Source organism: Pseudomonas sp. NBRC 111138, from assembly GCF_001320835.1.
GTDB classification, from domain to species: Bacteria; Pseudomonadota; Gammaproteobacteria; order Pseudomonadales; family Pseudomonadaceae; genus Aquipseudomonas; species Aquipseudomonas paracarnis.
In genome coordinates, this window is record NZ_BCBO01000029.1 from 16,439 (window position 1) to 35,381 (window position 18,943).

The 18,943-nt window shown below is 59.4% G+C and carries 14 protein-coding genes; all 14 read left to right on the forward strand.

What is annotated here, in order from left to right:
- Nucleotides 1-15: 15 nt before the first annotated feature.
- The 14 genes from rseP (at nt 16) to eno (ending at nt 18,906) form a co-directional block, all read left to right on the forward strand.
- The gene (rseP, locus tag APH41_RS05335; protein WP_054917861.1) at nt 16-1,368 is read left to right on the forward strand and encodes a sigma E protease regulator RseP; all 1,353 of its coding nucleotides are present in this window, start codon (nt 16-18) and stop codon (nt 1,366-1,368) included.
- Nucleotides 1,369-1,442: 74 nt separating this feature from the next.
- Nucleotides 1,443-3,830, forward strand: a complete 2,388-nt coding sequence (gene bamA, locus APH41_RS05340) for an outer membrane protein assembly factor BamA (protein WP_054917864.1) — start codon at nt 1,443-1,445, stop codon at nt 3,828-3,830.
- Between the two features lie 45 nt (nt 3,831-3,875).
- Complete coding sequence (locus APH41_RS05345) at nt 3,876-4,379, forward strand: OmpH family outer membrane protein (protein WP_003189173.1); 504 nt, start codon at nt 3,876-3,878, stop codon at nt 4,377-4,379.
- Nucleotides 4,380-4,382: 3 nt separating this feature from the next.
- Nucleotides 4,383-5,438, forward strand: a complete 1,056-nt coding sequence (lpxD, locus tag APH41_RS05350) for a UDP-3-O-(3-hydroxymyristoyl)glucosamine N-acyltransferase (RefSeq protein WP_034126835.1) — start codon at nt 4,383-4,385, stop codon at nt 5,436-5,438.
- Nucleotides 5,439-5,549: 111 nt separating this feature from the next.
- A complete protein-coding gene (gene fabZ / locus APH41_RS05355) occupies nt 5,550-5,990 on the forward strand; it encodes a 3-hydroxyacyl-ACP dehydratase FabZ (RefSeq protein ID WP_003172281.1) in 441 nt (146 codons plus the stop codon).
- Nucleotides 5,987-6,763 (forward strand): acyl-ACP--UDP-N-acetylglucosamine O-acyltransferase, encoded by a 777-nt coding sequence (gene lpxA / locus APH41_RS05360; protein WP_032893181.1) that lies wholly within the window; start codon nt 5,987-5,989, stop codon nt 6,761-6,763. Before fabZ ends, lpxA begins: the two co-directional genes overlap by 4 nt.
- Nucleotides 6,764-6,765: 2 nt before the next feature.
- Nucleotides 6,766-7,905: a lipid-A-disaccharide synthase gene (gene lpxB / locus APH41_RS05365; RefSeq protein ID WP_034126836.1), complete on the forward strand. Its 1,140-nt coding sequence runs from the start codon at nt 6,766-6,768 to the stop codon at nt 7,903-7,905.
- 2 nt (nt 7,906-7,907) lie between these two features.
- Nucleotides 7,908-8,534 (forward strand): ribonuclease HII, encoded by a 627-nt coding sequence (rnhB, locus tag APH41_RS05370; RefSeq protein ID WP_161793220.1) that lies wholly within the window; start codon nt 7,908-7,910, stop codon nt 8,532-8,534.
- Between the two features lie 76 nt (nt 8,535-8,610).
- The gene (dnaE, locus tag APH41_RS05375; protein ID WP_003189180.1) at nt 8,611-12,132 is read left to right on the forward strand and encodes a DNA polymerase III subunit alpha; all 3,522 of its coding nucleotides are present in this window, start codon (nt 8,611-8,613) and stop codon (nt 12,130-12,132) included.
- Between the two features lie 129 nt (nt 12,133-12,261).
- Entirely contained in the window at nt 12,262-13,209 is a 948-nt protein-coding gene (locus APH41_RS05380) for an acetyl-CoA carboxylase carboxyltransferase subunit alpha (RefSeq protein ID WP_003189182.1), read from the forward strand.
- 174 nt (nt 13,210-13,383) lie between these two features.
- Nucleotides 13,384-14,703 carry a tRNA lysidine(34) synthetase TilS gene (gene tilS, locus APH41_RS05385; RefSeq protein ID WP_054917866.1) on the forward strand — a complete coding sequence of 440 codons (1,320 nt, stop codon included), beginning with the start codon at nt 13,384-13,386 and terminating at the stop codon, nt 14,701-14,703.
- A gap of 273 nt (nt 14,704-14,976) precedes the next feature.
- Nucleotides 14,977-16,608 (forward strand): CTP synthase, encoded by a 1,632-nt coding sequence (locus tag APH41_RS05390; RefSeq protein ID WP_034126838.1) that lies wholly within the window; start codon nt 14,977-14,979, stop codon nt 16,606-16,608.
- 5 nt (nt 16,609-16,613) lie between these two features.
- Entirely contained in the window at nt 16,614-17,459 is an 846-nt protein-coding gene (gene kdsA, locus APH41_RS05395) for a 3-deoxy-8-phosphooctulonate synthase (RefSeq protein WP_003189190.1), read from the forward strand.
- Between the two features lie 157 nt (nt 17,460-17,616).
- The gene (eno, locus tag APH41_RS05400; protein ID WP_054897992.1) at nt 17,617-18,906 is read left to right on the forward strand and encodes a phosphopyruvate hydratase; all 1,290 of its coding nucleotides are present in this window, start codon (nt 17,617-17,619) and stop codon (nt 18,904-18,906) included.
- The last annotated feature ends 37 nt before the right edge of the window (nt 18,907-18,943 follow it).

The window sequence follows — 18,943 nt, forward strand, 5'->3', positions numbered from 1 at the left end:
ATGCGGAGAAATTAGATGAGTGCGCTCTACATGATTGTCGGCACCCTGGTTGCTCTGGGTGTGTTGGTGACCTTCCACGAATTCGGCCACTTCTGGGTGGCGCGTCGTTGCGGCGTCAAGGTATTGCGCTTTTCCGTCGGTTTCGGCATGCCGTTGTTGCGCTGGCATGATCGCCGAGGCACTGAGTTTGTCATTGCTGCTATCCCGTTGGGCGGCTACGTCAAGATGCTCGATGAGCGCGAAGGCGAAGTGCCTGCGGACCAGTTGGACCAATCCTTCAATCGCAAGACCGTTCGTCAGCGTATTGCGATTGTCGCGGCGGGACCGATCGCCAACTTCCTGTTGGCGATGGTGTTCTTCTGGGTCTTGGCCATGCTGGGCAGCCAGCAGGTGCGCCCGGTCATTGGCGCGGTCGAAGCCGACAGCATCGCGGCCAAGGCGGGCCTGACGGCAGGGCAGGAAATTGTATCGATTGATGGCGAACCCACCACAGGGTGGGGTGCGGTCAATTTGCAGTTGGTGCGTCGCCTGGGTGAAAGCGGCACCGTCAATGTGGTAGTGCGTGACCAGGACTCCAGCGCCGAAACCCCACGGGCATTGGCGCTGGACCATTGGCTCAAGGGCGCCGATGAGCCCGATCCGATCAAATCCCTCGGGATCCGCCCTTGGCGTCCGGCCTTGCCGCCGGTGCTGGCCGAGCTGGATCCAAAGGGGCCGGCCCAGGCTGCTGGCCTGAAAACCGGTGATCGCCTGTTGGCCCTTGATGGCCAGGCGCTGGGTGACTGGCAGCAGGTGGTTGACCTGGTGCGTGTGCGCCCTGATACCAAAATTGTGCTGAAAGTTGAGCGCGACGGTGCTCAAATCGACGTCCCCGTGACCCTGTCGGTGCGAGGCGAAGCCAAGGCGGCCGGGGGCTACCTGGGGGCAGGGGTCAAAGGTGTCGAATGGCCGCCATCGATGGTGCGAGAGGTCAGCTACGGGCCTTTGGCAGCGATTGCAGAGGGCGCGAAACGCACCTGGACCATGAGCGTGCTGACCCTCGAATCCCTCAAGAAAATGTTGTTCGGTGAGCTCTCGGTAAAAAACTTGAGTGGACCGATAACCATTGCTAAAGTGGCGGGCGCTTCTGCCCAGTCGGGTGTCGCGGATTTCCTGAATTTCCTGGCTTATCTGAGTATTAGCCTTGGGGTTCTGAATTTGCTGCCCATTCCAGTATTGGATGGGGGGCATCTGCTGTTTTATCTGGTCGAGTGGGTGCGTGGTCGCCCCTTGTCGGATCGGGTGCAGGGTTGGGGGATACAGATTGGTATCAGTTTGGTGGTCGGGGTGATGTTGTTAGCCCTGGTCAACGATCTGGGACGTCTGTAACGCTTCGCTGAATTGCGAATCTGCCGCATTTTGCGGCAGTTTGTTTATTGCCAGTTGGAATAAGAAAGGACTTCATGAAACGTCTGCTGCTAACTGCGGTTCTCACCGTATTGATGATCGCCGAAGTTCACGCCGAGTCCTTCACCATCTCCGATATTCGCGTCAATGGCCTCCAGCGGGTCTCCGCGGGTAGCGTCTTTGGTGCCTTGCCGTTGAACGTCGGGGAACAGGCGGATGATCGTCGCCTGGTGGAATCCACTCGTGCGCTGTTCAAAACCGGGTTCTTTCAAGATATCCAACTGGGTCGCGAAGGCAACGTCCTGGTCATCACGGTCGTCGAGCGACCTTCCGTCGCCAGTATCGCGATCGAAGGTAACAAGGCCATCTCCACTGAAGACCTGATGAAGGGCCTGAAGCAATCGGGCCTGGCCGAGGGCGAGATCTTCCAGCGCGCAACCCTTGAGGGTGTGCGTAACGAGTTGCAACGCCAGTACGTTGCCCAGGGCCGCTACTCCGCGACCGTGGAAACCGAAGTGATCCCCCAGCCTCGTAACCGTGTGGGCCTGAAGGTCAACATCAACGAAGGCACCGTGGCCGCCATCCAGCACATCAACGTCGTGGGCAACACCAAGTTCCCTGATGAAGACCTGGTCGACCTGTTCGAACTCAAGACCACCAACTGGTTGTCGTTCTTCAAGAACGATGACAAGTACGCCCGTGAAAAACTCTCCGGTGACCTGGAACGCCTGCGCTCCTACTACCTGGACCGTGGCTACATCAACATGGACATCGCTTCGACCCAGGTGTCCATCACCCCGGACAAGAAGCACGTCTATATCACCGTCAACGTCAACGAAGGCGAGAAGTACAAGGTTCGTGACGTCAAGCTCAGCGGCGACCTGAAAGTGCCTGAAGACCAGGTCAAGTCCCTGCTGCTCGTGCAGAAGGACCAGGTGTTCTCGCGCAAGCTGATGACCACCACCTCAGAACTGATCACCCGCCGCCTGGGTAACGAAGGCTATACCTTCGCCAACGTCAACGGCGTGCCGACCCCGAATGATGAAGACCACACCGTGGACATCACCTTCGTCGTCGATCCTGGCAAGCGTGCCTACGTCAACCGTATCAACTTCCGTGGCAACACCAAGTCCGCGGACGAAGTGCTGCGTCGTGAAATGCGTCAGATGGAAGGTGGCTGGGCTTCGACCTACCTGATCGACCAGTCCAAGACCCGTCTTGAGCGCCTGGGCTTCTTCAAGGAAGTCAACGTCGAAACCCCGGCCGTACCGGGTGTGGATGACCAGGTTGATGTGAACTACGCCGTTGAAGAACAAGCCTCGGGTTCGATCACCGCCAGCGTCGGTTTTGCCCAGAGTGCCGGTTTGATCCTGGGTGGTTCCATCACGCAGAACAACTTCCTGGGTACCGGTAACCGTGTGTCCATCGGCCTGACCCGCAGCGAATACCAGAGCCGATACAACTTCGGCTATACCGACCCCTACTGGACTGCAGACGGTGTGAGCCTGGGCTACAACGCCTTCTACCGCACCACCGACTACAAAGACCTCGATGTTGACGTTGCAAGCTATGCGATCGACAGCCTGGGTGCCGGTGTAAACGTGGGTTACCCGATCAGCGAGACTTCGCGCCTGACCTTCGGCCTTACCGCCCAGCAGGATGAGATCAAGACCGGTATTTATACCGTGGACGAAATCTTCGACTTCACCCGTCGTGAAGGCGACAAGTTCCTGAACTTCAAGGCGTCTGCCGGCTGGTCCGAGTCGACCCTGAACAAAGGCGTACTGGCAACCCGCGGCCACTCCCAGAGCCTGACCGCGGAAGTCACTACGCCGGGCAGCGACCTGTCGTTCTTCAAGCTCGACTACCGCGGCCAGTTGTTCCAGCCGTTGAGCGATAACTACACCATGCGCCTGCACACAGAGTTGGGCTATGGCGACGGTTATGGTTCGACCAATGGCTTGCCGTTCTATGAAAACTACTATGCAGGTGGTTTCAACTCGGTACGTGGCTTCAAGGACAGCACTCTGGGTCCGCGTGGTACGCCGAGCCGCGGTTTTGCTCAGACCGGTAACCAGGGCACTGTCGCTGACTCGGACAACGACCCGCTGCCATTCGGTGGTAACGTGCTGATCCAGGGTGGTGCGGAGATTCTGTTCCCGCTGCCGTTCGTCAAGGACCAGCGTTCGCTGCGTACTTCGGTCTTCTGGGACGTGGGTAACGTGTTCGACTCCAAGTGCGAACAGATCAAAAACCCAAGTGGCTTGAAGTCCAATACTCAATGCAACGACGTGAGCCTCAGCAACCTGGCGAGCTCCGTGGGCGTGGGTGTGACCTGGGTGACTGCGCTGGGCCCGTTGAGCTTTGCTCTGGCCATGCCGATCAAGAAACCGGATAACGCTGAAACCCAGATTTTCCAATTCTCCCTCGGCCAGACGTTCTAAGCGTCTGACCTAAGATAACGACAACGGATTCTGTAGGAGTACATCGTGCGTAAGTTGACTCAATTGGTCTTGCTGGCCACTGTGCTGGTCACCACCCCGGCCTTCGCCGAAATGAAAATCGCGGTCCTGAACTATCAGATGGCCCTGCTGGAGTCCGATGCGGCCAAGCGATACGCCGTGGATGCCGAGAAGAAATTCGGTCCGCAGCTGACCAAGCTCAAGACGCTGGAAAGCAGCGCCAAGGGCATCCAGGACCGCCTGGTAGCCGGTGGCGACAAGATGCAGCAAGGCGAGCGCGAGCGTCTGGAGCTTGAATTCAAGCAAAAGGCCCGTGACTACCAGTTCCAATCCAAGGAGCTGAACGAAGCCAAGGCTGTGGCCGACCGCGAAATGCTCAAGCAGCTCAAGCCGAAATTGGACAGCGCTGTGGAAGAAGTCATCAAGAAGGGTGCCTTTGACCTGGTGTTCGAGCGTGGCGCCGTGATCGACGTCAAGCCTCAATACGACATCACCCGCCAGGTGATCGAGCGCATGAACCAGCTGAAGTAAACCATGACAGCGACTATCAAGCTCGGCGAGTTGGCCGAGTTCCTGGGAGCCACCTTGCGTGGCTCCAAGGAGAAAGAAATCACTGGGCTAGCCACCTTGCAGGAGGCTGGCCCAGCTCAGTTGAGCTTCCTCGCAAATCCTCAATACCGTAAATACCTGGTCGACTGCCAGGCCGCAGCCGTGTTGCTGAAGGCCGCCGACGCCGAAGGGTTTACCGGGGATGCGCTGGTGGTGGCCGATCCGTACCTGTCGTACGCCAAGGCGTCGCACCTGTTCGATCCCAAGCCGAAGGCGGCCGGCGGTATTCACCCGTCTGCCGTGATCGCCGATGATGCCCAGGTTGATCCTGCCGCCAGCATCGGTGCATTCGCCGTGATCGAAAGCGGGGCGCGTATTGGTGCTGGTGTCACCGTGGGTGCCCACTGCTTTATCGGTGCACGCTGTGAAATTGGTGCCGATGGTTGGCTGGCCCCCCGCGTGACCCTCTACCACGATGTGCGTATTGGTCAGCGTGTGGTCATTCAGTCCGGTGCTGTTATCGGCGGCGAAGGCTTTGGCTTTGCCAACTCCAAAGGTGTCTGGCACAAGATCGCCCAGGTCGGTGGCGTATTGATCGGCGATGATGTGGAGATCGGTGTAAACACTGCGGTGGATCGCGGGGCTCTGGCCGATACCGTGATCGGTAACGGTGTGAAGCTCGATAACCAGATCCAGATCGCCCACAACGTGCAGATTGGCGATCACACCGCCATGGCTGCCTGCGTGGGCATCTCCGGCAGCACCAAGATCGGCAAGCATTGCATGCTCGCCGGTGGCGTTGGGCTGGTGGGGCATATCGATATTTGCGACAACGTCTTCATCACCGGCATGACCATGGTGACCCACTCGATCACAGAGCCAGGGGCCTACTCGTCCGGTACCGCGATGCAACCTGCGGCCGAATGGCGCAAGAGTGCCGCGCGTTTGAGGAAGATCGACGACATGGCACGACGTATCAAACAGCTTGAAAAGCGTGTCGGGGACGTGACCCCTGGCGGTAATGCTTCATCAGAAGGCTGATACCATTTCCATATCAAGTGTGCGCAGCCGCTAGACGGCCTCCTTGATTTGCTAGCGGGGCGTGCGCCTGGTGCGCCCGCCCCCAATCTTTATTACAGGCTTCCCCCCGAAATGATGGACATCAACGAGATTCGCGAATACCTGCCTCACCGTTACCCGTTCCTGCTGGTGGACCGCGTAGTGGACCTCAATGTCGAGGAAAAGCGCATTCGTGCCTACAAGAATGTCAGCATCAACGAACCATTCTTCAATGGTCACTTTCCTGCGCATCCAATCATGCCAGGTGTGTTGATCATCGAAGCCATGGCCCAGGCTGCCGGTATCCTTGGTTTCAAAATGCTCGACCTCAAGCCTGCTGACGGCACGCTTTACTATTTCGTGGGTTCGGACAAGCTGCGTTTTCGCAACCCGGTCACCCCGGGTGACCAGTTGATCCTGGAAGCCAAGTTCATCAGTTGCAAACGCCAGATCTGGAAGTTCGAATGCCAGGCCTCGGTAGATGGCAAGCCGGTGTGCTCTGCCGAGATCATCTGTGCGGAACGCAAACTATGAGTTTGATTGACCCTCGCGCAATCATCGATCCGTCGGCCGTACTGGCCGCCGACGTTGAGGTCGGCCCTTGGTCGATCGTCGGCGCAGGTGTGGAAATCGGCGAGGGGACTGTCATCGGGCCGCACGTGATCCTCAAGGGTCCGACCCGTATTGGCAAACACAATCGCATCTACCAGTTTTCCTCGGTAGGCGAAGACACCCCGGACATGAAGTACAAGGGTGAAGAAACACGCCTGGTAATCGGTGACCACAATATTATCCGTGAAGGCGTCACCATTCACCGTGGCACCGTGCAAGATCGCGCCGAAACCACCTTGGGTGATCACAACCTGGTCATGGCCTATGCGCACATCGGCCATGACAGCGTGATCGGCAATCATTGCATCCTGGTCAACAACACTGCGTTGGCAGGCCATGTGCACGTTGATGACTGGGCGATCCTTTCCGGCTTCACCCTGGTACATCAATACTGCCATATCGGCGCCCACAGCTTTTCCGGTATGGGCACCGCCATCGGCAAGGATGTCCCGGCATTCGTGACGGTGTTCGGCAATCCTGCCGAAGCCCGCAGCATGAATTTTGAAGGCATGCGTCGTCGTGGTTTCAGCGAAGAAGCCATCCACGCCCTGCGCCGTGCCTACAAGACGGTTTACCGCCAAGGGTTGACCGTGGAGCAGGCCCTGGCCGAGTTGGCCGAGCCTGCCACGCAGTTCCCGGAAGTCGCTGTATTCCGTGATTCTATCCAGACCTCGACTCGCGGCATCACCCGCTGATCATGGCCACTCTGCGTATTGCGCTCGTGGCCGGTGAAGCTTCCGGCGATATCCTGGGTGCTGGCTTGATGCGCGCGCTCAAGGCCCAGCATCCGGCGGTGGAATTTATCGGGGTCGGCGGCCCGTTGATGCAGGCCGAAGGCCTGACCTCCTATTTCCCCATGGAGCGCCTGTCGGTCATGGGACTGGTGGAAGTCTTGGGGCGCCTGCGTGAGCTGCTGGCTCGTCGCAAGCTGCTGATCAAGACGCTGATCGAAGAAAAACCTGACGTCTTTATCGGCATCGATGCGCCGGACTTCACGCTCAATATCGAACTCAAGTTGCGCCAGGCCGGGATCAAGACCGTGCACTACGTCAGCCCATCCGTGTGGGCGTGGCGCCAGAAGCGTGTGTTGAAAATCCGCGAAGGCTGCGACCTGATGTTGACCTTGCTTCCATTCGAAGCCCGGTTCTACGAGGAGAAGGGCGTGCCGGTGCGGTTTGTCGGCCACACCCTGGCTGACGCCATTCCCTTGCAGGCTGATCGTGCGGCTGCGCGCGCCGAGCTGGGCTTGCCCGATGGCCCGTTGGTAGCGTTGATGCCAGGCAGTCGTGGCGGTGAGGTGGGGCGTTTGGGGGCGTTGTTTTTTGATGCTGCCGAACGTCTTCAGGCGCAAAAGCCGGGAATCCGCTTTGTGCTGCCTTGCGCCAGTCCACAACGTCGTGCACAGATCGAAACCCTGCTGGAAGGCCGCAACCTGCCGTTGACCCTGCTCGATGGCCAGTCCCACCTGGCCCTGGCAGCCTGCGATGCGGTGTTGATCGCCTCGGGCACTGCCACACTTGAGGCCCTGCTGTACAAGCGGCCGATGGTCGTGGCCTATCGCCTGGCGCCACTGACCTTCTGGATCCTCAAGCGCATGGTCAAGAGCCCTTACATTTCCTTGCCCAACCTGCTGGCCCAGCGCCTGCTGGTGCCGGAGTTGTTGCAGGACGATGCAACGCCCGAAGCGCTTGCGCAAACCCTACTACCCTTGATTGACGGCGGCGAAGAGCAGACCCGTGGTTTCGACGATATTCACCGCACGTTACGCCGTGATGCCTCGAACCAGGCGGCCGACGCCGTGTTGACCCTGATCGGCCATAAACAGGAAGCCTTATGACCATGCAAATGGGCCTGGATTTCAGTCTCGTCGCCCAAGCCCACGAACTGGTGGCGGGTGTTGACGAAGTCGGGCGCGGCCCGCTGTGTGGCGCAGTGGTCACGGCGGCGGTGATCCTTGATCCGAACCGCCCGATCCTGGGGCTCAACGATTCGAAGAAGCTCACCGAAGCCCGTCGCGAAAAGCTCTATGACGAGATCTGTGAGAAAGCCCTGAGCTGGCATATCGCCCGGGCTGAAGTCGAAGAAATCGACGAGCTGAATATCCTGCACGCCACCATGCTGGCGATGCAGCGCGCTGTGGAAGGGCTGCACATCACTCCGAAAATGGCGATGATCGACGGTAACCGCTGCCCCAAACTGACAATGCCGTCCGAAGCGGTGGTAAAGGGCGATAGCAAGGTTCCCGCCATTGCCGCCGCCTCGATCCTGGCCAAGGTCAGCCGCGACCGTGAAATGGCCGCGTTCGAATTGATCTATCCCGGCTACGGCATTGGTGGCCATAAAGGCTACCCGACCCCCGTTCATCTGGAAGCCCTGGCTCGGCTCGGCCCCACCCCGATCCATCGCCGCTCGTTTGCCCCGGTGCGCCAGGCTTATGAGGCCCGTGAAAGTCTGATCGAGGTATAGCAGCAAGGCTGATGTTTTTACCCAGGCCCGGTACAATCCGGGCCTTGTTGTTTTCATGTATCAAGACAGGATCACTATGCCGGCTTCATTCGTTCATCTACGCCTGCACACTGAGTACTCCCTGGTCGACGGCCTGGTACGGATCAAACCGCTGGTCAAAACCCTGGTGGGCATGAACATGCCTGCGGTTGCGGTTACCGACCAGAACAACATGTGTTCCCTGGTCAAGTTCTACAAGAACGCCATGGGCGCCGGCATCAAGCCGATCTGCGGCGCCGATCTGTGGCTGTCCAACAAAGACCCGGATAACCCCCTGAGCCGCATCAGCCTGCTGGCGATGAACGGCGTGGGTTATCGCAACCTCACCGAACTGATCTCCCGTGGCTTTATCGATGGTCAGCGCAACGGCTCGATCATCATCGAGCGCGAGTGGGTGGCCGAAGCCAGCGAAGGTCTGATCATGCTCTCGGCGGCCAAAGAGGGCGAAATCGGTATCGCGCTGCTGGGCGGCAACCCTCAGGAAGCCGAAGTGCTGGCGCGTGAGTGGATGCAGGTGTTCCCAGGCCGGTTCTACCTGGAAGTCCAGCGCACCAACCGCCCCAACGATGAAGAGCATCTGCACGCTGCCGTAGCCCTGGCCGATAAGCTGGGTGCGCCGCTGGTGGCGACCAATGATGTGCGCTTTATCAAGAAAGAAGATTTCGAAGCCCACGAGACCCGCGTGTGCATCGGCGAAGGCCGTGCCTTGGATGACCCGCGCCGCTCGAAGAACTACAGCGAAGAGCAGTACCTCAAAAGCGCCGAGGAAATGGCGGAGCTGTTCAGCGACTTGCCCGAGGCCCTGGAAAACTCCGTCGAGATCGCCAAGCGCTGCAACATCGAAGTGAAGCTGGGCAAACACTTCCTGCCCAACTTCCCGATTCCCGATGGCATGACCATCGACGAATACTTTCGCAAAGTGTCGTTCGATGGCCTGGAGGAACGCCTCAGCGTCCTGCTGCCCAAGGACACCACCGAGGACTACGAAGCCAAGCGCCAGGTGTATGTCGATCGGTTGAATTTCGAGCTGGATATCATTATCCAGATGGGATTCCCCGGTTACTTCCTGATCGTAATGGACTTTATCCAGTGGGCCAAAAACAACGGTGTACCGGTAGGCCCTGGTCGGGGGTCAGGTGCTGGCTCGCTGGTGGCCTACGTACAGAAGATCACCGACCTTGACCCGCTTGAATATGACCTGCTGTTCGAACGGTTCCTGAACCCGGAACGGGTTTCCATGCCCGACTTCGACGTCGACTTCTGCATGGATGGCCGTGACCGCGTGATTGAGTACGTGGCCGAAAAATACGGTCGCAACGCGGTAAGTCAGATCATCACCTTCGGCTCCATGGCCGCCAAAGCGGTAATCCGCGACGTGGCGCGGGTGCAGGGCAAATCCTACGGTTTGGCGGACCGCCTGTCGAAGATGATCCCGTTCGAAGTCGGCATGACCCTGGAAAAAGCCTACGAGCAGGAAGAAATCCTGCGCGACTTCATCAAGGTCGATGAAGAAGCCGCCGAAATCTGGGACATGGCGCGCAAGCTCGAAGGCGTGGTGCGTAACGTCGGTAAACACGCCGGTGGTGTGGTTATTGCGCCGACCAAGCTCACCGACTTTTCGCCGATCTATTGCGATGAAGAAGGCGACGGCCTGGTCACCCAGTTCGACAAGGACGACGTGGAGGCCGCCGGCCTGGTGAAGTTCGACTTCCTCGGCCTGCGGACCCTGACGATCATCGACTGGGCACTCAAGACCATCAACCGCGACCGTGCCAAGGTCGGCGAAGAGCCGCTGGATATCGCGTTTATCCCGCTGGACGACAAGCCGACGTACAGCCTGCTGCAAAAAGCCGAAACCACCGCAGTGTTCCAGCTTGAATCCCGGGGCATGAAGGAGCTGATCAAAAAGCTCAAGCCCGACTGCCTGGAAGACTTGATCGCACTGGTGGCCCTGTTCCGTCCGGGCCCGCTGCAATCGGGCATGGTGGATGACTTCATCAACCGTAAACACGGCCGGGCCGAGCTGGCTTACCCGCATTCCGACTATCAGTATGAAGGCCTCAAGCCCGTACTGGCGCCGACCTACGGCATCATCCTGTACCAGGAACAGGTGATGCAGATCGCCCAGGTGATGGCCGGCTACACCCTCGGCGGTGCGGACATGCTGCGTCGCGCCATGGGTAAGAAAAAGCCCGAGGAAATGGCCAAGCAGCGCGGCGGTTTCATTGAAGGTTGCGCCACCAACAATATTGATGCCGACCTGGCCGGTAACATCTTCGACCTGGTAGAAAAGTTCGCCGGTTATGGCTTCAACAAATCCCACTCCGCCGCCTATGGCCTGGTGTCGTACCAGACCGCCTGGCTGAAAGCCCACTACCCGGCACCGTTCATGGCGGCGGTACTTTCGGCGGATATGCACAACACCGACAAGGTCGTGACCTTGATCGAGGAAGTGCGCACCATGAAGCTGCGCCTCGACGCGCCGGACGTGAACGCTTCGGAGTTCAAGTTCACGGTGAACGACGAAGGCCGCATCATCTATGGCCTTGGCGCGATCAAAGGCGTGGGCGAAGGCCCGGTCGAGGCCATTACCGAAGCGCGTCAGGACGGGCCGTTCAAGGACCTGTTCGACTTTTGCGCACGCGTTGACCTCAAGCGCATCAACAAGCGTACCCTCGATGGCCTGATCCGCAGCGGCGCACTCGACCGTCTTGGCCCGTATTTTCATGATGAGCCGAAGGCTTACCAGGCCAATATCGACCGCAACCGTGCGGTGCTGCTGACCGCCATGGAAGAGGCGATCAAGGCCGCCGAACAGACCGCCCGTACCCATGACAGCGGCCACGCCGACCTGTTTGGCGGGCTGTTCGTCGAAGAAGATGCGGATGTCTACGCGAATCACCGCAAGGCCAAGGAGCTGACTCTGAAGGAGCGCCTCAAGGGTGAAAAAGACACCTTGGGCCTGTACCTCACTGGCCACCCGATTGACGAGTACGAAGGCGAAATCCGCCGTTTTGCCCGCCAGCGCATCATCGACCTGAAGCCGGCGCGGGATACCCAGACCGTCGCCGGTATGATCATCGCCCTGCGGGTGATGAAAAATAAGAAGGGCGACAAGATGGGCTTCATCACCCTCGATGACCGCTCGGGCCGCATCGAAGCGTCATTGTTTGCCGACGCGTTTCACTCCGCCCAATCGCTGTTGCAGACCGACGCCATGGTGGTGGTGGAAGGGGAGGTCAGCAATGATGACTTCTCCGGTGGCCTGCGCCTGCGCATCAAGCGCGTGATGAGCATGGAAGACGCCCGCACCAACCTGGCCGAAAGCCTGCGCCTGAAGGTCAAGACCGAAGCGCTTAAAGGTGATCAGCTACGCTGGTTGGGTGACCTGCTAAAACGCCATCGTGGCGCATGCCCGGTGACCATGGAGTACACCGGCAGCGATGCCAAGGCCATGTTGCAGTTTGGTGAGACGTGGCGAATTGATCCCGCTGATGGCTTGATTCAAGCTTTGCGTGACCAGTTCGGGCGAGACAACGTCTTCCTCCAATACCGTTGACGGTCATATAGATCTGATCTCGACTAAACATTTAATCTCGACCTAAACGCGCCTCTCCCTTAAGGTAGGGCGCGAATAGACAACCGGCTGGCCAGGCACCCCTTGGCCGTCGACCCAAGACGGACGCTTATGAACCCGAATTTTCTTGATTTCGAACAGCCGATCGCTGACCTGCAAGCCAAGATCGAAGAGCTGCGCCTGGTCGGCAATGACAATTCGCTGAACATCGGTGATGAAATCGCTCGCCTGCAAGACAAGAGCAGCACGCTCACCGAAGACATCTTCGGCAAGCTGACCAGCTGGCAGATCGCGCGCCTGGCTCGCCATCCGCGCCGTCCCTACACCCTGGACTACATCGAACACATCTTCACCGAGTTCGACGAGTTGCACGGCGACCGTCACTTCTCCGACGACGCAGCCATCGTGGGCGGCATCGCTCGCCTGGACGACCAGCCGGTGATGGTGATCGGTCACCAGAAGGGCCGTGAAGTGCGCGAGAAAGTACGCCGCAACTTCGGTATGCCGCGCCCGGAAGGCTATCGCAAGGCGTGCCGCCTGATGGAAATGGCCGAGCGCTTCAAGATGCCGATCCTGACCTTCATCGACACGCCGGGTGCCTACCCGGGTATCGACGCCGAAGAGCGCAACCAGAGCGAAGCGATTGCCTGGAACCTGCGCGTCATGGCGCGCCTGAAAACCCCGATCATCGCCACTGTGATTGGTGAAGGTGGTTCCGGCGGTGCCCTGGCCATTGGTGTCTGCGACCAACTGAACATGTTGCAGTACTCGACCTACGCGGTGATCTCGCCGGAAGGTTGTGCCTCGATCCTGTGGAAAACCGCCGAAAAGGCGCCGGACGCTGCCGAAGCCATGGGTATCACCGCCGATCGCCTCAAAGGCCTGGGTATCGTGGACAAGGTCATCGCCGAGCCACTGGGCGGCGCCCACCGTGACCCGGCTGCCGCTGCTGCGACCATCCGTGCCGAGTTGGGATCGCAACTGGCGATGCTCAAGAAGCTGGATAACGAAGCGCTGCTGGCTCGTCGTTATGAGCGCCTGATGAGCTACGGCCTCTAAGCCGACGCTGTACCCAATGCGGGAGCCGGCTTGTGTGGGAGCTGGCTTGCCGGCGATAGCATCACCTTGGTATCACTGATACCTCGAGGTGCCTGCATCGCGGGCAAGCCCGGCTCCCACATTTGTTTTGTGTATGCTGACGGACGTATTCAAGCTTTGCGGCGGTGACGTGTGATGAAACCAACCCTGCCGGCCACACTCCTGCACACCCTGGCCGACTGGCGCAACGCGCCGGCCTGGCATATCGCATTCTCCGGCGGTCTCGACTCCACCGTTCTGCTGCACCTCCTGGCCTCATTGGCCAAAATCGAAAATCTGCCTCCTGTCAGCGCCGTCCATGTCCACCATGGCCTGCAAGCTGCTGCCGATGCTTGGCCCTCTCATTGCCAATCGGTCTGCGACAGCCTGGGCGTACCTTTGCGCGTCATGCGCGTGCAGGTCAGTCAGGGTGCGAGCCTTGAACGTGCGGCCCGCGAGGCGCGCTACCAAGCGTTCATGCAGGTCCTAGGGGTGGGGGAGGTGCTTTTCACTGGCCAGCATCGCGACGATCAAGCCGAAACCCTGCTGTTTCGCCTGCTGCGTGGCGCCGGTGTAAGAGGGCTGGCGGCTATGCCTGAGCATCGCCCCTTGGCGCAGGGGTGCTTGGTGCGGCCGTTGCTGGCATTTTCCCGTAGCGACCTGGAAGCCTACGCCCATCAGCATCAGTTGCAGTGGATCGACGACCCCTCCAACGTTGATCCACGGTTTTCCCGCAATTACCTGCGTCACCACGTACTTCCCACGCTGACGAAACGCTGGCCACAGGCGATCACCCACTTGGCTCGCACGGCTGAACACATGACCGAGGCTCAAGGGCTGCTCGACGAATTGGCGATGATGGACCTGCAGCGCGCCGATCAGCCTTCTGCGCTTCCCTGGTTGCCTCTGCCGTCCCTGGCGCTTGAACCATTGCGCGAGCTATCCGATGCCCGCCAGCGTAACGCCCTGCGGCATTGGCTCACGCCACTGACCCGTTTACCCGACAGCGACCACTGGGCCGGTTGGCATGCCCTGCGCGATGCCAAGAGCGACGCACAGCCTCTGTGGCGCCTGGCCGACGGCCAAATGCAGCGTAGCGGTGAACGCATCTGGTGGTTGCCCTCAACATGGTCGGAGTTTTCCGACGCATCGGTGAGCTGGCCCGATCCGCAAGATCCACTAGAGTTAACGGGCAATGGTCAACTGAGGTTTATCGGCAAGACCCCCGAAGGCCCGCTGGAGGTGCGTTATCGCCAGGGTGGCGAAATCATCGACGTAGCGGGCCGAGGCCGGCGGGATCTCAAGCGTCTGCTGAATGAAAGCGGCATGCCGGGCTTCGCCCGTGGCAGATTGCCGCTGGTCTATCGGGGCGAGCAATTGCTGGCTGTGCCAAGCGTTGCGGGGGCATGGTCCAGGTCGGTGGGTGAGGTGCAATTGGATTGGTTGCCACAGACCTGCGATCAAGGTTTGAGCTGATAGCGCCTTTCCGGTAGACTACGCTCCCTTCTTGATACAACTTCTGTGGATTCGCCTGAATCGCAGTCGTTGCCGATTACCAAGCAGTCTTTGCTGGGCGATTCCAAAAAATGTGTAGCGATCAACGTACCGGTGCTTCATTGCTGGTCTGTCACAACGCGGCGGTTTTTTTGAAAGGTGCACTGTGATTAATGCAGGTGATCGGGGGCTTCGGCCTTCCTTCGCTTTCCCCGGCGGCTCGGACCGCTTTAACGCAGACTTCTAGGGTTTTTCATGACGCGCTACATATTCGTCACGGGCGGTGTTGTTTCTTCATTGGGGAAAGGCATTGCCTCCGCTTCATTGGCGGCCATCCTGGAGGCGCGGGGACTTAAGGTCACCATGCTCAAGCTGGACCCGTACATCAACGTTGACCCGGGCACCATGAGCCCGTTCCAGCACGGTGAAGTGTTCGTCACCCACGACGGCGCCGAGACCGACCTGGACCTGGGCCACTACGAGCGGTTCATCCGCACGACCATGACCCAGAACAACAACTTCACCACCGGCCGTGTCTACGAGCACGTGCTGCGCAAAGAGCGCCGTGGTGACTACCTGGGTGCAACCATCCAGGTGATCCCGCACATCACCGACGAAATCAAGCGCCGCATCATCAAGGGTGCAGGCGATGCCGACGTGGCGATGGTCGAGATCGGTGGCACCGTGGGTGACATCGAGTCCCAACCGTTCCTCGAAGCCATCCGCCAGTTGCGTTTCGAAGTCGGCGCCAAGCGCGCGATGCTGATGCACCTGACACTGGTGCCGTACATCGCCACTGCCGGCGAAACCAAAACCAAGCCTACCCAGCATTCGGTCAAGGAACTGCGTTCCATCGGCCTGCAGCCGGATGTGCTGGTATGCCGCTCCGATCATCCGATCGACATTTCCTCGCGCCGCAAGATCGCGCAGTTCACCAACGTTGAAGAACGTGCGGTGATTGCCCTGGAAGACGCCGACACCATCTACAAGATCCCGGGCATCCTGCATTCCCAGGGGCTGGATGATTTTGTGGTCGAGCGTTTCGGCCTGCAGTGCGGCGGCGCCGACCTGTCCGAGTGGGAAGCGGTTGTCGACGCCAAGCTCAACCCTGAGCATGAAGTCACCATCGCCATGGTCGGCAAGTACATGGAACTGCTGGACGCGTACAAGTCGCTGATCGAAGCGATGAGCCACGCCGGTATCAGCAACCGTACCAAGGTCAACCTGCGCTACATCGATTCCGAAGACATCGAGAACCAGGGCACCGCGCTGCTCGAAGGTGTTGACGCTATCCTCGTTCCCGGCGGTTTCGGCCTGCGTGGCGTGGAAGGCAAGATCACCGCAGTGCAGTACGCCCGTGAAAACAAGGTGCCGTACCTGGGTATCTGCCTGGGCATGCAAGTGGCTGTTATCGAGTTCGCCCGTAACGTGCTGGGCTGGAAAGACGCCAACTCCACCGAGTTCGATCACACCAGCGGCCATCCGGTCGTGGGCCTGATCACCGAGTGGGAAGACGCCACCGGCGCCGTTGAAACCCGTACCGAAACGTCCGACCTGGGCGGCACCATGCGCCTGGGCGCACAGGATTGCCTGCTGGAAGCCGGCTCGCTGGTACACGACTGCTACGGCAAGGATGTGATCGTCGAGCGTCACCGCCACCGTTACGAAGTGAACAACAACCTGCTGCCGCAGATCAAAGAAGCTGGCCTGAAAATCTCCGGCCGCTCCGGTGATGGCAAGCTGGTTGAAGTGGTCGAGGCACCGGATCATCCGTGGTTCGTGGCTTGCCAGTTCCACCCGGAGTTCACCTCGACACCGCGTGACGGTCACCCGTTGTTCAGTGGTTTCGTCAAAGCAGCACTGACGCAACATCAGAAGAAGGCGTAAACCTGATGGCCCAGAAGATCATTCGCGTAGGCGACATCGAGATTGCCAACGACAAGCCCATGGTGCTGTTCGGCGGCATGAACGTGCTGGAAAGCCGCGACATGGCGATGCAGGTGTGTGAAGAGTACGTGCGGGTCACCCAGAAGCTGGGTATTCCTTACGTCTTCAAGGCCAGCTTCGACAAGGCCAACCGTTCGTCCGTGACCTCCTATCGCGGCCCGGGCCTTGAAGAAGGCATGCGGATCTTCCAGGACATCAAGCAAGCCTTCGGCGTGCCGATCATCACCGACGTCCACGAGCCTGAGCAGGCTGCGGTGGTCGCCGAGGTGTGCGACATCATCCAGTTGCCGGCTTTCCTGTCGCGCCAGACCGACCTCGTGGTCGCCATGGCCAAGACCGGCGCGGTGATCAACATCAAGAAAGCCCAATTCCTCGCTCCTCAGGAGATGAAACACATCCTGAGCAAATGCGTGGAAGCGGGTAACGACCAGTTGATCCTTTGCGAGCGGGGTTCGAGCTTCGGCTATAACAACCTCGTGGTGGACATGCTCGGTTTCGGCATCATGAAACAGTTCGAATACCCAGTGTTCTTCGACGTAACCCACGCGCTGCAAATGCCCGGTGGTCGCTCGGACTCCGCTGGCGGGCGCCGTGCCCAGGTGACGGACCTGGCCAAGGCGGGCATGAGCCAGTCCCTGGCGGGCCTGTTCCTTGAAGCCCACCCAGACCCGGACAACGCCAAATGTGATGGCCCATGCGCGCTGCGCCTGGACAAGCTGGAGCCATTCCTGGCCCAACTCAAGCAGTTGGACGAGCTGGTCAAGAGTTTTCCGACGGTAGAGACCGCGTAACTGGCATTTCTCCGGTAGAATTTCCCACGCTTTACGCTCAGGCCCCCGGGCCTGAGCCTTGTCGTCTGCAAGCCTGCCCCGTTGTTCCACCCTTGCGGTCGGTCAAAAGATTTCCTTCAGCTGCGTCGTTTTCGTCAACTTTGGAGTGTTTACAACAATGGCAAAAATCGTCGACATCAAAGGTCGTGAAGTTCTCGACTCCCGTGGCAACCCCACCGTCGAAGCCGACGTGCTTCTCGATAACGGCATCATCGGCAGCGCCTGCGCGCCGTCCGGTGCTTCCACCGGTTCGCGCGAAGCGCTGGAACTGCGTGATGGCGACAAGAGCCGTTACCTGGGCAAGGGTGTACTCAAGGCTGTAGCCAACATCAACGGTCCGATTCGTGACCTGTTGCTGGGCAAGGACCCGCTGGACCAGAAAGCCCTGGACCACGCGATGATCAAGCTCGACGGCACTGAAAACAAAGGCAGCCTCGGCGCCAACGCCATCCTCGCGGTATCCCTGGCCGCCGCCAAGGCAGCAGCCCAGGACCAGGACCTGCCGTTGTACGCACACATTGCCAACCTGAATGGCACTCCGGGCGTCTACTCGATGCCGGTGCCGATGATGAACATCATCAACGGTGGCGAGCACGCGGATAACAACGTCGACATCCAGGAGTTCATGGTGCAGCCAGTGGGCGCCAAGTCCTTCTCCGAAGGCCTGCGCATGGGCACCGAGATTTTCCATCACCTCAAGGCTGTACTGAAGGCTCGTGGCCTGAGCACTGCCGTGGGAGACGAAGGTGGTTTCGCGCCGAACCTGGCCTCCAACGAAGATGCACTGAAAGTCATCTCCGAAGCTGTGGCCAACGCTGGCTACACGCTGGGCACCGACGTGACCCTGGCTCTGGACTGCGCCGCCAGCGAATTCTATGAAGACGGCAAGTACAACCTGTCCGGCGAAGGCCAGGTGTTCGACTCCGAAGGCTTCGCTGAATACCTCAAAGGCTTGACCCAGCGCTACCCGATCATCTCGATCGAAGACGGCCTGGACGAGTCCGACTGGGATGGCTGGAAAATCCTCACCGACAAGATCGGCGAAAAAATCCAGCTGGTGGGTGACGACCTTTTCGTGACCAACACCAAGATCCTGAAAGAAGGCATCGACAAGAAGATCGCCAACTCGATCCTGATCAAGTTCAACCAGATCGGCACCCTGACCGAAACCCTGGAAGCCATCCAGATGGCCAAGGCCGCGGGCTACACCGCCGTGATCTCCCATCGCTCCGGCGAAACCGAAGATTCCACCATTGCCGACCTGGCCGTGGGTACTTCGGCGGGCCAGATCAAGACCGGTTCCCTGTGCCGTTCCGATCGCGTTTCCAAGTACAACCAATTGCTGCGCATCGAAGAGCAATTGGCAGGTAAAGCCAAGTACAACGGTCGCGGCGAGTTTCGCGGCTAAGCAGTAAATGGTAAAAAGTCGGCGGATTGCGTCGGAA

What these genes read in the sequence shown, in the direction of transcription:
- lpxD (WP_034126835.1), top strand. Translation starts at nt 4,383, where the DNA reads ATGACAGCGACTATCAAGCTCGGCGAGTTGGCCGAGTTCCTGGGAGCC.
- APH41_RS05390 (WP_034126838.1), top strand. Translation starts at nt 14,977, where the DNA reads ATGACGCGCTACATATTCGTCACGGGCGGTGTTGTTTCTTCATTGGGG.
- tilS (WP_054917866.1), top strand. Translation starts at nt 13,384, where the DNA reads ATGAAACCAACCCTGCCGGCCACACTCCTGCACACCCTGGCCGACTGG.
- APH41_RS05380 (WP_003189182.1), top strand. Translation starts at nt 12,262, where the DNA reads ATGAACCCGAATTTTCTTGATTTCGAACAGCCGATCGCTGACCTGCAA.
- bamA (WP_054917864.1), top strand. Translation starts at nt 1,443, where the DNA reads ATGAAACGTCTGCTGCTAACTGCGGTTCTCACCGTATTGATGATCGCC.
- fabZ (WP_003172281.1), top strand. Translation starts at nt 5,550, where the DNA reads ATGATGGACATCAACGAGATTCGCGAATACCTGCCTCACCGTTACCCG.
- lpxA (WP_032893181.1), top strand. Translation starts at nt 5,987, where the DNA reads ATGAGTTTGATTGACCCTCGCGCAATCATCGATCCGTCGGCCGTACTG.
- eno (WP_054897992.1), top strand. Translation starts at nt 17,617, where the DNA reads ATGGCAAAAATCGTCGACATCAAAGGTCGTGAAGTTCTCGACTCCCGT.
- dnaE (WP_003189180.1), top strand. Translation starts at nt 8,611, where the DNA reads ATGCCGGCTTCATTCGTTCATCTACGCCTGCACACTGAGTACTCCCTG.
- rseP (WP_054917861.1), top strand. Translation starts at nt 16, where the DNA reads ATGAGTGCGCTCTACATGATTGTCGGCACCCTGGTTGCTCTGGGTGTG.
- kdsA (WP_003189190.1), top strand. Translation starts at nt 16,614, where the DNA reads ATGGCCCAGAAGATCATTCGCGTAGGCGACATCGAGATTGCCAACGAC.
- rnhB (WP_161793220.1), top strand. Translation starts at nt 7,908, where the DNA reads ATGCAAATGGGCCTGGATTTCAGTCTCGTCGCCCAAGCCCACGAACTG.
- lpxB (WP_034126836.1), top strand. Translation starts at nt 6,766, where the DNA reads ATGGCCACTCTGCGTATTGCGCTCGTGGCCGGTGAAGCTTCCGGCGAT.